We start from the raw sequence: 14,123 nt of genomic DNA, 5'->3' as shown, positions 1-14,123 counted from the left end.
AAGGAGACCTCCTTTGCTATGTTTCGTGTAATTAATCGTCCAATATAATGGCTTCGAATGAAAATTACCAACGCATTTTCGCTTTTACTTCTGACGTGCGCAACTCTTTTTTCGCAAAATCAATCTCATGTACAGTGGATCGAATCGTTTCCGATTGCTCCAGAACTGTCGCCGCCGGTTAAAAATGCACGATCGCTGACGATCAGCTTTTCCGGCGATCTTTATATTGCCGATACAGGCAATCACCGGCTTATCAAGTTGAATTCAAAAGGAGAATACGTGCAGCATATTGGCGGATTCGGATGGAAAGTCAATCAATTCGATACGCCTGTAGACATTGCAACGGCCGATGGGCTTAATCTCTACGTGGCTGATTATAATAATCAACGTATTCAACGATACGGGAAAAATTTTGAATTTATTTCATCATTAGGCGATTCCAAAATTGATCGATTGGCATCGGATCAAACAGGAAAGACCGCTTTACAAATCAGCTATCCATCAGGGGTGGCAGTCACGTCTTTGGGCGATCTTTTTTTTACAGAAAGTGAAAAAGGTACGGTCTATAAAATCAATCGCTTCGGAAATGTCGACGCCGTTTTCGGAGGATTTACAAATGGGACAGGTAATCTGCTTAAACCATCCAAATTATGTGTTACAAAGAATCGGGTATATGTAGCCGACGATAATAAGCTCGTTGTGTATGATTATTTTGGCAATTATCTGTATACAACAGGCGAAGACATTTTAAAGAAAGTTACCGATGTCACGGTTGATGTCAATAACACGGTTTACGTTTCCGATAGCGAACTTAAAACGATTTTAATATTCGATGAAAAAGGCGGGTGGCAATCATCGTTGATGGATTTTGAATTCCAATCGCCGGTATCAATCGATATTTGGAATAATCAGTTATATGTTCTCGACGGGAAAACATCAACGATCCATGTTTTCAAAATTAACGGGAAATCGGAATAAATGAGTCGGCTTTGCTCGTGTTTCCTATGGCTTCTTCTGGGAAATATTACGTTGGTATTCGCGCAAAATCAGGCTCATCAATTTTCCATCGATTCTTCGGCTTTTTTCTTTCCTCAAATTACATCACCGCACTCAATCAATCTCTTCAAAAAAGAATATCGATTTGTCGGTAAGGGCAATGATGCCGGTTATTCTCTTCCGGACTCAATGATTGTTCTTGGAAGCGAAGAAATCTACGCAGGAAAGTTGTTATTAAAGCGTAATGACGATTATCGGATCGATTATAAAACCGGAGGAATAAAATTTAATTTTGAATTGTCAGCCGATGTTGAAATACGGGTAGTCTATAAAATATTTCCATTCGGCATTCCGAAGCCGGCGTTTCATCGCGAGTTGATTACGCATTCCTTTTATGACGATAGTTTGAAAAGGACCATTCAAAAGAACATCATTACGGTCAATGAACAATCCGGAAACCTTTTTGAAACGTCGCAATTACGAGGGTCCGGGAGTATTACGCGCGGATTCAGCGTCGGTTCCAACCAGGATTTTACTCTCAATTCGGGTCTCAATGTTCAAATATCCGGTAACATCAGCGATGATGTGACATTGGAAGCATCATTGACGGATGAAAATTTGCCGATCCAACCCGAAGGTAATACCGAGAATTTACAGGAAATCGACAAAGTATTTGTCGAGGTGAAAAAAGCCGACCGCTACATTGCGACATTTGGTGATTTTAATGTGAATTATTCGGGAACGCAGTTCGGTAATTATTCCAGGCAAGTTCAAGGCGTGCGCGCGTCGGGTAAAACCGATCGATGGTTTGCCGATGCCGCATTTGCAACTTCAAAAGGTAAATACGCTACCAATACATTGACGATTCAGGAAGGTGTTCAAGGGCCGTACGAGCTCACCGGGCGGAATGGTGAACGTAATGTTTTGATCATTGCCGGAACGGAAAAAGTCTGGCTCAATGGTGTACTATTGATTCGCGGCGAAGACAATGATTACGTCGTCGATTATAGCGCCGGACAAATAACGTTCACACGCAAACGCTTGATTACGTCCGAATCCCGCATTGTCGTCGATTTCGAGTATGCCGATGATGTCTTTAGAAGGAATACTTTATCGCTTCGGGCCGGAGCCAATTGGTTCAACAATAAAATTGCTCTTCGAAGCCTTTTCATTAACGAGTATGATGACAAAAGCAATCCGATCAATTTGTCGCTGTCAGAATCTACCTTGGATTCATTATCAATGATTGACGATGACAGTTTAGCTCAACGGAATAATTCGATCTTAGTGGACGGAGCCACACGTTCTGATATCGGTAAAGGTACGTATAGAAAAGCATTTGACATCGCTAGCGCTGAAAGTATTTATGTCTATGTCGGGCGGGATAGTAGCGGGGATTATAACGTTCGTTTCACAGATTTCGGCAATGGAAATGGCGCTTATAGTCGAGGATCGATTCTCGGGGAATTTATTTATGTCGGCCAGGGTAATGGTAATTATCTGCCGCTGGTACCGCTGTCATTACCGACTCAAACGCAAATAGGTGTATTTAATCTGGACGTGCGTCCTGCCAAAAATATCTTGATTGCAGGCGAATTGGCATTCAGTAATTTCGATCGCAATGCCTATTCTGCAAAATCACAAAATGGGCAGGCGTACTATATTCACGGTAATATTGACAAACAAAAAATTAAAATTGGAAATAACGAATTAGGAGAAGTGGATTTTACTGCACGGTTTCGCCGCGTTGACAGTACGTTCACGCAAATTGATCGTGTCGATGATGCTGAATTTGCGCGTAACTGGAATGCGTTACCGCTTAATGCAAACTATGCCGAAGAACTTGATGACGGATTGTTAAGATACAGACCGATAGAAAAATTGCAACTGACTTCATTTTACGGGCAACTAAATCGCGGTAACGGCTCGTTGAAATCAGAGCGGTATGGTGGCGGCGGGCAGTATGATTTTAAATCAAAATCTTTTATCGCATATAATGTTGAAAAAATCAGTTCTGATTCAAAAACATCATCAGGATTATTTTCATCCCAAATTCGCCGTCAATATTTGAATAGCGCATATGAAATGTGGAAAACAACTCTCGGAATGGACTACGAAGATGAAGTTGTGGATAACATGATATCAGTCACTTCCGATTCTAACTATGGAACGGGATATCAAATATTTCGTCCGAAAGCGGATTTTACAGGTTTTGATAAGATACGATGGGGTGTTATGTACGAATGGCGTTTTGATCGCCAGCAAAATGAAATTGATTCATTAGATGGTCGTGTTTCAGTCAGCACTATTCAAAAATATTATACTAATATTATTGACTGGAAATCTTTGAATGGGTCGATTGAGTTCATACGTCGTGAAAAAAAATTCGAAGGATCGTTCAAAACAGCCGACCATCCGGATAAAATTACAAGACTCATTAATTCAGACATCGATTATTCTCCCTTCAATAGAGCTGTACAAATTGATGTGAATTATCAAATTTCGGAAGAACGCATTCAGGACCGAAAAATAATTTTTATTCCGGTGCAGCCTAATACCGGAAATTTTGTACGTGTTGATGCCGATAGTTTTAAACAAGTTCCGCAAGGGCAAGGCGATTATATTCAAGGTTCGGTTCGAGGTAATAATTTTACTCCCGTTGTTGATTTAAAATTTGGATTTCGTTTCCGATTTGAACCTGTAAAATTTTTGTCTGAAGAGTCTATTGCGAACGGAGGCACATGGATAAACATCATGCGTTACCTGTCAACAGAAACTTTGTTACGTGTCGAAGAGAATCAAACCAATCCGGCAACCGGTTTTTATTTTATCGATTTAAATAAATTTCAGAATGAAGAAAATACCATCAAAGGTTCTCTGCTTTTCAGACAGGACATTTATGGATTTCAGACATCCAGAGACTTTTCAATTCGCCTAAGATACGAATTACAAAAAAATATGACCAATTTATTAGTGGATGGCAACGAACAGCGAAAACGCGAGCTTGAAAATCTGCGGATCAGAAAGCAGTTGTCGCCAAAATGGGCTATTGAGAGCGAATGGGAATATGAAATCAATCGTAAATATTCGACGATACAGGTTTCTGGATTGAATATTGATTTTAATATCTACAAGATCAAATTCGTTCCATTGGTATCGTTTCGTCCGGTTCAGGAATGGGAATGGCGTAATAAATTTTATGTCAGTTATGGAAAAGACAGATTGAGCTTACTGACGGCAAAGAGTCTTTCATATCAACCTGAGATTATTTTTTCGTTCAAGGAAAAAGGCCGTGCAAACCTTAATGTCGAATTGACGAGAATGTATGTGAAGAAAACAAATTTTGCATTACCGTTTGAATTAATTGATGGCAACAACAGGGGATGGAATGCGCGATGGTTTTTTACAGCCGAATATCGCATTAGCAACCATGTTTCTGCTTCCGTTAACTATTCCGGGAGGAAAGAACCGGGTATTGACACTGTTCACATCGGTGGGGCTGAATTCAGAGCGTTTTTCTAAACCTAAATTACTGAAGGCACAGTTAATACGGATCACTTTGCCAAAGCATTTTTTAATTTCGTAATAATGTCAACCGGCGTTGGATCCTGCCGGCGTACAATGGCCATGTAATAGCTGATCCAGTCCACGCGATAAATCAAAGTAATAAATTTTTCTAAATAAGTTTCACCTTCGGTCTGGATTTCAGTCACTAAAGTTTTTTCACTCAGCATGGATCGAATGATATCGAAACGGCGTTGCACTTGTGCATGATCATTTTTGTCACGAATCAAAACGACGTTGAAATTTTCTTTCGCAGCTTTTTCTACGGTTTCCCATCCTACAATTTCATTATGATTCATTTCGGGAATGGTATTGGCAAAGGCCAGTAATTTTGCATTTTCGCTGATCTGGCCTTTGAACCGGACCGCGGCAGGAAACATTTTTTCTGATGAATAAATAATGACGGGTCGCGAAGCGATTTGCGAAGCGATTTGGATCATTGGATTATTTGAATGGACTTCTGCAGCTTGGCCTTTTACCTCGCGTATCTTGGCTATTGTTCGATCAATGATAGGGGACATTCCTGCACTGAAGACAGTATTAAGAATACTGACCATAGTTATCAATGAGAAACCAATGGCCTGACGAGGTTGATAGCCGGCAGGAATTTGAATATGTAATTTGGAATTACCGATTGCCAATTTTGCGATTTCTCCCCCGGTGGCTATTGAAATAATGGTGGCGTTTTTTCTGACAGCATCTTGAAATGCCGAAATCGTTTCTTCTGTGTTGCCGGAGTAACTGGAAATAATTACCAGCGAATGCTCATTGACAAAAGCAGGTAATTCGTAATCTCTGGATACGATCACTGGGACTGGAAGCGTAAAAATATTTTTTGTGAAATCGCCGGCGATAGCCGAGCCTCCCATACCGGAAATCACAATATTATGGAAAAGTCCTGCCTCTAAAACTTTGATCGCTCCAGTGGATTTTTCTGCAATATTTTTCGCATCGATCAACTGCTGATCAAAATTTTTTAAAACTTCAAAATAATTATTCTTATCGATCGTTCGAATCTGCTCTACAGTCATCTTATTAATCCTTTAAAAATCCGCGATATATATAAGCATTTCATTTTTTTAATTCAAGAAATATCACGCTCTAATGACAATTTGTCACCAATTGACGAAAATTTTTCATGAAATTTTCATTAAAACAGTCAAAATGGCATCTGAAATGCTTCTTGCTCAAGTCATCAGAAAATTAAATTAAGAAAAATCAAAAAACTGAGATTTGGCACACGACTTGTTAAAGCATTAAATTGAAAATAAAAAACACGAATCAGAAAAATAGGAGTTAACAAATGCAATCTAAAATTTATGATGAAGTTAAAACTAACAGCCATGAATTAGTGAAAAAAGAAAACCAGTTTATGGTTGTAGTACCACGTTCGGATGTTTATGAAACGAAAGATCATTTTACCGTGTTGCTTGAAATGCCTGGGGTAACGAAAGACGGTTTAAAAGTGTATGTCGAAAACCGGCATCTTGTCATCGAGGGAATCAGTCAGCACAATGTTGAAGGCGAATTAGTAATGTCTGAGATTTTCAAACGTAATTATCGCCGTGTTTTCAAATTATCTTCAACTGTCAATACCGATTCGGTAGAGGCAAAATGGCAAGATGGACTTTTGTATGTAAAGCTTACAAAACTTGAAGCGGCCAAGCCCAAAGAAATTAACATACAATTTAATTAACAATCCAAATCAAAAAGGAGGGTATTATGTCCATCGTCAAATTTGTCCCAAGAGAAAGAGATATCCTCAGCGATATCTTCAGCGCTCAAAAAGAAATGAGCAAAATGTTGTCAAATTTATGGAGTGGTGACTCTGAATTATCCAATTTCGGCAGTTGGTTTCCCTCGGTCGATATTTCAGAAAGTAAAGAAGAATTCACCGTGAAAGTTGAAATACCGGGGATCAATAAGAGTGATGTGAAAATCACTTTGCAGGAAAATGTATTGACGATTCAAGGAGAAAAAAAGCAAGAATCGGAATCGAAAGAACGCAATTACCATCGGGTCGAAAGAAGCTATGGCAGTTTCTCACGCTCGTTCCGTTTGCCGTCGATGGTCAAAGCTGACAAAATTGATGCGAATTACAAAGACGGCGTATTGACGATTTCATTGCCGAAGGTCGAAGAAGCCAAAGCCAAAGAAATTGAAGTGAAGTTCTAAAAATCCTTGAATGGAATAGGCGGCGGGAATTCAATTGGCGTAAGCTTTTGAATTCCCGCATTTTTTTAGCGGCGAATCACATGTGAAAATTTTGTAATTCATAAAGTTTTTTCATGTGATTGGCTAAAAATTAAAAATAAGGGAGAGTCAGCAATGACAATAGACAAATTAACTGTCAAGTCTCAAGAGGCGTTTGCTAAAGCTCAGCAACTGGCCATCGAATATGGCCAGACTCAAATTGAAGTTGAACATCTGATGAAGGCGTTGATAGAGGATTCGGATGGCACCATACCAGCATTATTCAAAAAGTTGGGTGTCGCCGTAGAACTCGTGTCATCACTGACTCAAAAAATGATCGATAAACTGCCAAAAGTTTCGGGCGATACGGGCCAAGTGTATGTATCCGCGAGGCTGAACAGATTATTGAACGAATCGGCCAAGGAAGCTTCAAAGCTGAAGGACGAGTATGTCAGCACCGAGCATCTATTTATTGTCATTTCAGAAGAGTCATCTGAACTTGGAAAAACACTACGTGGGATGGGTGTCAGTCGCGATACGATTTATCGCGCCCTTAAAGATATTCGTGGATCTCAGCGTGTTACAGATCAGAACCCTGAAGTAAAATATCAGGCACTGAGTAAATATGGCCGTAATCTAAATGAACTGGCTCGCCAAAACAAACTCGATCCGGTTATCGGCCGAGATGAAGAGATCCGGCGCGTTCTGCAAGTACTTTCCCGTCGTACGAAAAACAATCCTGTTCTGATCGGTGAATCGGGTGTTGGCAAAACAGCTATCGCAGAAGGCATTGCGCATCGCATCATTGCCGGAGACGTCCCGGAAAATTTGAAGACTAAAAAAATTATTGCACTCGACATGGGCTCTTTGATCGCTGGCGCCAAATTTCGCGGGGAATTCGAGGACCGCCTAAAAGCAGTTTTGCGGGAAGTGACAGAATCGGATGGAGAGATCATATTGTTCATTGATGAATTGCATACCTTGGTTGGTGCTGGGGCGGCCGAAGGGGCAGTGGATGCAGCCAATATGCTCAAACCGGCGCTTGCACGCGGTGAACTTCGTGCGATTGGCGCAACGACGTTGGATGAGTACCGAAAACATATTGAAAAAGACCCTGCTTTGGAAAGACGATTCCAACCTGTTTTAGTCGAAGAACCTTCGGTCGAGGACACGATTTCGATTTTACGCGGACTCAAAGAGAAATACGAAGTTCACCACGGCGTTCGAATCCAGGATAGCGCTATAGTCTCAGCCGCCGTGTTGTCGCACAGGTACATTGCTGACCGGTTTCTTCCGGATAAAGCGATCGATCTTGTAGACGAGGCGGCTTCGAAATTGCGTATTGAAATTAATTCAATGCCCGAAGAACTGGATGAAGTTGAACGTAAAATCAAACAGCTTGAAATCGAACAACTGGCGCTTAAAAAAGAAAATGATGAAGCTTCTAAAAAGCGCTTGGCCGAATTGAACAAAGAGCTGGCCGATTTAAAAGAACGTCGTACCGGGCTCCGTGCGCATTGGGAAATGGAAAAACGCATCATCGAGTCCATCAGGAAACAAAAGGAAGAAATCGAACAAACTAAGGCGATGGTTGAGCAAGCGGAGCGTGACGGTGATTTAAATCGTGCTGCTGAATTGAAATACGGGAAAATGAATGAACTGGCGAAAAAATTAGAAACCGAGCGCAAAAAGCTTGATGAAGCGCAAAAACATACACGTATGCTCAAAGAAGAGGTTGGAGAAGAGGACATCGCCGAAATTGTAGCAAAATGGACAGGCGTACCGGTTACCAAAATGTTGGAAAGCGAAAAAGAAAAAATTCTTAAAATCAGTGATCGGCTTAAAGATCGTGTCATTGGGCAGGATGATGCGATTCAATCGGTTTCTGAGGCTATTCTTCGTTCGCGCGCAGGCTTATCGGATGAAAAACGGCCCATTGGTTCGTTTATCTTTCTGGGTTCGACCGGTGTTGGAAAGACCGAATTGGCCAAAGCGTTGGCGGAATTTCTTTTTGATGATGAAAATGCTCTGGTGCGTATTGATATGTCGGAGTATATGGAACAGCATTCGGTTTCAAGATTAATTGGCGCGCCTCCGGGATACGTCGGATACGATGAAGGAGGACAATTGACCGAAGCCATACGCCGTCGCCCTTATTCAGTGATACTGCTGGATGAAATTGAAAAAGCACACCCCGAGGTATTCAATGTACTGTTGCAAGTGCTCGACGACGGACGGCTGACGGATAATAAGGGACATACAGTGAATTTTAAAAACACCATTATTATCATGACATCCAATCTTGGCGCACAGTTTATAATGGAACAGATGCAACGTGCGAGCGATTCGAATCGCGACAGCATCTATGATGAAATAAAAGAGCAGATGCTAAAACTTCTTCGTCAGAAGATGCGGCCCGAATTTCTTAATCGCATTGACGATATCATGGTATTTCATCCGTTGTCTAAATCGCATATCCAACAAATCGTTCGGATTCAATTCCAGCATGTTCAGGAATTGCTTAAACGACAGGAAATGGAAATTCATTTGAACGAGAAGGCGTCGCTTTATCTGGCTGAACACGGCTATGATCCGGTGTTTGGTGCACGTCCCTTAAAACGGCTTATGCAAAAAGAGATTATCAATCGTTTATCAACCATGATTCTTGAAGGAAAATTTAGCAAGAACGATATGATTATAATTGATTTTACGGATGATAAATTGGTTTTTTATCGAAGTCCTGATCAAGTAAGATCGGTTGCGTAAGAAAAAGGCGGCTCTTTAAAGTGAGCCGCCTTTTCTTTATTTAGAGATCTATTTTTTTATTGCTATTCGTGGCCTCTTCCCATAGATTTTTTGTATCTTCCTTTTTTGCCAATCTATTTCATATCGATCAGTCCATCTTTTACAGGAGTTGATTATGCCTAAGCCGTCAAAAAAATCCAAAACACAAAATATTGAATCGGTTCTAAAAGAAAATCGCGTTTTTAAGCCATCAAATCAATTCAGCAAATCCGCTCATATTAAATCGATGGGAGAGTATCAGAAAATTTATAAAGAGTCGATCAAAAACCCTGAGAAGTTTTGGACGAAAATTGCCAAAGAATTGCATTGGTTTAAACCTTGGAAAAAAGTACTGGATTGGAAAGAACCGTTTGCTAAATGGTTCGTCGGAGGTCAGATTAATATCTCCTATAATTGCGTGGACCGGCATTTAATGTCATGGCGTAAAAACAAAGCCGCAATTATTTGGGAAGGCGAACCGGCTGTGGATGGGAAATTTGGTGAAACACGCATATTGACTTATCAAGACCTACACCGACGTGTTTGTAAATTTGCTAATGTTCTCAAAAGCTTTGGAATTGAAAAAGGGGATCGGGTCGTACTTTATATGCCGATGGTCCCAGAATTAGTTGTAGCAATGCTGGGATGTGCCCGCATTGGTGCGACGCACAGTGTCATTTTCGGCGGTTTTAGTTCAGATGCGATCCGGGACCGGGTTAACGATTCCAAAGCAAAATTAATTATAACGGCTGACGGGAGCTATCGCCGGGGAATGGTAATTCCCCTCAAGGCCAACGTCGATACTGCATTGGAGAACAATGCTTGTCCAACAGTTGAGAACGTTGTTGTTTACCGCCGGATTGGGGATAATATCGTCATGCATGGCGGTCGGGACCATTGGTGGCATGAACGTATGGCCGGCGTAAGTGAGAAAAATGAACCTGAAAAATTAGACTCTGAACACCCATTATTTATCTTGTATACCAGCGGTTCAACTGGTAAACCTAAAGGAATACTTCATACGACAGGCGGATATTTGACAGGTACTTATATTACCTCCAAATGGGTCTTCGATCTGAAGGAAGAGGATACGTATTGGTGTACGGCTGATATCGGCTGGGTCACCGGACATAGCTACATTGTTTATGGTCCGCTGGCTAATGGGGCGACCACCGTTATGTACGAAGGCGCTCCAAATTATCCCGAACCGGATCGTTTTTGGTCAATTATAGACCGATATAAAGTAAATGTCTTTTATACCGCTCCAACCGCTATTCGTGCGTTTATGAAATGGGGCGAACAGTGGCCATTGCGACATGATTTAAGTTCGCTCAGGCTTTTGGGAACCGTAGGCGAACCGATTAATCCTGAAGCGTGGATGTGGTATCATAAAATCATTGGAAAAGAACGTTGTCCGATAGTCGATACATGGTGGCAGACCGAAACAGGAGCAATAATGATTACTCCTATGCCGGGAGCAGTGCCAACTAAGCCTGGTACAGCCACGCTCCCATTTCCTGGTATCCATGCAGACGTTGTAGATAAAGATGGTAAATCGGTAGGTATGGATCAGGGTGGCTATTTAGTTGTGCGAAAACCATGGCCATCAATGCTTAGAACAATTTTTGGCGACAATGAAAGGTACAAAAAACAGTATTGGAGCGATATCGACCATTGTTATTTTACAGGCGATTCGGCCAGGCGCGATAAAGATGGATATTTTTGGCTGATGGGACGTGTAGACGACGTAATCAATGTTGCCGGACATAGGCTTGGAACTGCTGAAATTGAAAGCGCTTTAGTACATCATCCGAATGTGGCTGAAGCGGCTGTTCTGGGACGGCCGGATGAACTGAAGGGTCAAGCTATTGTTGCGTTTGTTACACTGAAACAGGGCATTCCACATAGTAAAGAACTAAATGAGGAACTCAGAACCCATGTTACAAAACAAATTGGTGCATTGGCGAGGCCGGATGAAATTCGCTTTACGGAGGCTTTACCTAAAACACGTAGCGGTAAGATTATGAGGCGTTTGCTTCGTGAGATAGCTTCTGGTAGTACAACTGTGGGTGATACGACTACATTGGAAGATTATTCTGTTTTGGAAAAACTACGTATGGACAATGAAGAATAAATTCCATGTTTAGGGGTTGTTTTACATAATTTTTCATTTTTTGATAATAAGTTAAACTGTTATTTAGAATAGGCTTACTTGTGGGCCTGTTAATTGCCTTTTGAAAATGAATAAGTCAAAAGGGAAAAACGGATATGGAAAATAGGCGGGTATTTCTAGTTGTCAAAGGGATTTCCAAATTACAGGAATGCTTAAATTCTTTGAATTATAGAACGGTTGCGCAAGCCGATAGCTTCAAAGACTGCGTAAAAATGATTCCTTCAAATCCATGTGATCTCGTTATAACGGACGATGACAACGAGATAGCTGAGAAGTATGCCTACCAGATCCACGAGCAGTTTGGACTTCCGACAATTTTTGTTTCAAATAAGCCATCTAAACGATTAGATGTGACGGAACCGTTCGTGTTTTTGTCATTTCCATTTGAAGAATCGGATTTACAGCGATCAATGGAACTCGCTCTTTACAAAGGTCAAATGGAACGTAAACTTCGTGAAAGCGAGGATCAGCTACGCCAGTCACAAAGGCTTGAATCAATCGGACGTTTTGCGGGTGGAATTGCCCATGAATTCAATAGTTTGTTGACGGTCATTATCGGGTATGCCAAATACGGGCAACAACAGGTTGGTGAAAAATCACCAGTGCTTGAAACTCTTATCGAAATTCATGAGACAGCCCGTACAGCGGCGCTTTTGACTAAGCAAATTTTAGCCTTCAGCAGTAATCAGATATTTTCCATTCGTCAGGTTGATATAGGTGAAGTTTTGTCCAAAGTGACGGGATTTATGAAGCCTTTGATGGGTGAAACGATTGAAATAAATTTTGTCAAACATCCTGAACCTGTATTCCTTCATGTCGATGATTCTCAAATAGAGCAGGTATTTTTTAATTTACTGACTAATGCCCGCGATGCAATGATCAAAGGCGGGAGAATCGATCTATACTATAAGATCGCAACGATCAATGAAGACAATTCACGGAATCGCCGCATAGTCGGACCAACGGTTAGCTATATTCCATCAGGAAAATATGTGTGTGTGACATTCGCCGATCAGGGAGTGGGTATAGCGCCTGAAGTCCAGAAAAAAATGTTTGAGCCATTCTTTACGACAAAAGGCCATGGCGTCGCTAGCGGTTTGGGGTTGTCAGTTGCGTACGGCATTGTCCGTCAGCATAAAGGATTTATCGATGTTGTGAGTTTGCCTGGTCAAGGGGCTACGTTTGAAGTGTATTTACCTTTACCGGAATCGGATGTCAAGTTACCGGATGAACCCCTTGGTCAATTCGGTACACAAGGGAAAGAAACGATCTTGATTGCTGAAGATACGGATTTGCTCAAAAAGATGTTAAAAACGATTTTATCAGATATGGGTTATACGATTCTGTTAGCGAGTAACGGTGAAGAGGCTATAACAATGTACGAACAGCACCAAAATGATATTCGATTGATTCTCTTGGATATGGTTATGCCGAAAAAAGGGGGCAGACAAGTGTATGAAGAAATTGTTGAAAAGAGTAATCGCGTTAAATTTCTTTTTACCAGCGGCTACACCAGCGATGACGATATTGTCGAATTTGCTCAAAACGAAGGCGTACAGATAATTCCCAAACCTTATGACCCGGATGAATTAGCTCGTAAAATTCGTTCGATTTTGGATAATTAAGGATATCTGGGAAATGCTCTCTTGTTGAGGCCAATAACATCTATTGCCTCATAAACTTTCGCGTTATATATTACCGCGCATCCAACCCCATCCAATGACCCTATTATGAATTTGAAAACTTGGCTGTTACCGATTTTCTTTTTATTGATTATTGCCATGGTACTGACGATTACCATGCAGTACAATTACCAACGCGAAGTTTCTGCGTCTACGGATTCAATTCCGGATACAACATTAGCCCGCCATTATTACCTCAAAGCCGATTCACTGCTCAATTGGTCGTCCTTTGATAGCTCAATCGCTTACTTTCAGAAGGCCGGAGAATTTTACAAAAAAGACGGTAATCGCGCTGCTCAGATTGATTGTCAGACAATGATCGCAGAAAATTACCGTTACAAAGGAGAATACCGTAAAGCTTCCGAGTTATTCAAACAATCGATCAGCGACGGAATACAATTTCTAGGCGAAAAAAGCACCGGCGTCGCTACAGCATACAACAAATTGGGACTTGTACAATGGGCGCTCGGGAAAAACGACAGCGCATTGGCCAATTTTGAAAAAGCGTTGGCTTTACGAAAAGAGTTGCTGGGCGAAAATCACGTCGACGTCGGATGGAGTTATAATAATATCGGCCTCATTCAAAATGCCTTAGGCAATAATGATGAAGCGATCGATATGTACAAAAAGGCATTAGTGATTATAGAAAAAAATCTTGGCAGTGACAATGATGACGTGGCGAGGATCCTATCTAATATAGGGATAGCTTTTAAAGATAAAGGGAATTATGA

At 41.2% G+C, this 14,123-nt stretch carries 9 protein-coding genes; 8 read left to right on the top strand and 1 reads right to left on the bottom strand.

Annotated elements, in window-relative coordinates:
* The first annotated feature begins 57 nt into the window (after nt 1-57).
* Together K1X84_10615 and K1X84_10610 are read left to right on the top strand one after the other, a co-directional pair.
* Nucleotides 58-978, top strand: a complete 921-nt coding sequence (locus K1X84_10615) for an NHL repeat-containing protein (GenBank protein ID MBX7152084.1) — start codon at nt 58-60, stop codon at nt 976-978.
* Nucleotides 979-4,518, top strand: a complete 3,540-nt coding sequence (locus K1X84_10610; GenBank protein ID MBX7152083.1) for a hypothetical protein — start codon at nt 979-981, stop codon at nt 4,516-4,518.
* Nucleotides 4,519-4,550: 32 nt separating this feature from the next.
* Here K1X84_10610 and K1X84_10605 read toward each other — a convergent pair whose 3' ends face one another.
* Complete coding sequence (locus tag K1X84_10605; GenBank protein ID MBX7152082.1) at nt 4,551-5,591, bottom strand: bifunctional phosphoglucose/phosphomannose isomerase; 1,041 nt, start codon at nt 5,589-5,591, stop codon at nt 4,551-4,553.
* A gap of 272 nt (nt 5,592-5,863) precedes the next feature.
* Between K1X84_10605 and K1X84_10600 the strand changes: the two genes are divergently transcribed.
* From K1X84_10600 to K1X84_10575, 6 genes are all read left to right on the top strand, one after another.
* Nucleotides 5,864-6,256, top strand: a complete 393-nt coding sequence (locus tag K1X84_10600; protein ID MBX7152081.1) for an Hsp20/alpha crystallin family protein — start codon at nt 5,864-5,866, stop codon at nt 6,254-6,256.
* Between the two features lie 95 nt (nt 6,257-6,351).
* Nucleotides 6,352-6,735: an Hsp20/alpha crystallin family protein gene (locus K1X84_10595; GenBank protein ID MBX7152080.1), complete on the top strand. Its 384-nt coding sequence runs from the start codon at nt 6,352-6,354 to the stop codon at nt 6,733-6,735.
* A gap of 153 nt (nt 6,736-6,888) precedes the next feature.
* The gene (gene clpB, locus K1X84_10590) at nt 6,889-9,519 is read left to right on the top strand and encodes an ATP-dependent chaperone ClpB (protein MBX7152079.1); all 2,631 of its coding nucleotides are present in this window, start codon (nt 6,889-6,891) and stop codon (nt 9,517-9,519) included.
* Between the two features lie 154 nt (nt 9,520-9,673).
* Nucleotides 9,674-11,671: an acetate--CoA ligase gene (gene acs, locus K1X84_10585; GenBank protein ID MBX7152078.1), complete on the top strand. Its 1,998-nt coding sequence runs from the start codon at nt 9,674-9,676 to the stop codon at nt 11,669-11,671.
* A 134-nt stretch (nt 11,672-11,805) separates the two neighbouring features.
* Entirely contained in the window at nt 11,806-13,335 is a 1,530-nt protein-coding gene (locus tag K1X84_10580; GenBank protein ID MBX7152077.1) for a response regulator, read from the top strand.
* 105 nt (nt 13,336-13,440) lie between these two features.
* A partial coding sequence (locus K1X84_10575) for a tetratricopeptide repeat protein (protein ID MBX7152076.1) occupies nt 13,441-14,123 on the top strand: 683 nt, incomplete at its 3' end.

The sequence above is a fragment of the bacterium genome (assembly GCA_019695335.1).
Taxonomy (GTDB): domain Bacteria; phylum CLD3; class CLD3; order SB21; family SB21; genus JABWBZ01.
The sequence above is the reverse complement of the archived record's forward strand: the minus strand, read 5'-3'. Positions and strand labels throughout refer to the sequence as shown.

Coding starts and splice junctions, on each gene's coding strand:
- K1X84_10610 (MBX7152083.1), top strand. CDS start 979: ATGAGTCGGCTTTGCTCGTGTTTCCTATGGCTTCTTCTGGGAAATATT.
- K1X84_10600 (MBX7152081.1), top strand. CDS start 5,864: ATGCAATCTAAAATTTATGATGAAGTTAAAACTAACAGCCATGAATTA.
- acs (MBX7152078.1), top strand. CDS start 9,674: ATGCCTAAGCCGTCAAAAAAATCCAAAACACAAAATATTGAATCGGTT.
- K1X84_10580 (MBX7152077.1), top strand. CDS start 11,806: ATGGAAAATAGGCGGGTATTTCTAGTTGTCAAAGGGATTTCCAAATTA.
- K1X84_10595 (MBX7152080.1), top strand. CDS start 6,352: ATGAGCAAAATGTTGTCAAATTTATGGAGTGGTGACTCTGAATTATCC.
- K1X84_10605 (MBX7152082.1), bottom strand. CDS start 5,591: ATGACTGTAGAGCAGATTCGAACGATCGATAAGAATAATTATTTTGAA.
- clpB (MBX7152079.1), top strand. CDS start 6,889: ATGACAATAGACAAATTAACTGTCAAGTCTCAAGAGGCGTTTGCTAAA.
- K1X84_10615 (MBX7152084.1), top strand. CDS start 58: ATGAAAATTACCAACGCATTTTCGCTTTTACTTCTGACGTGCGCAACT.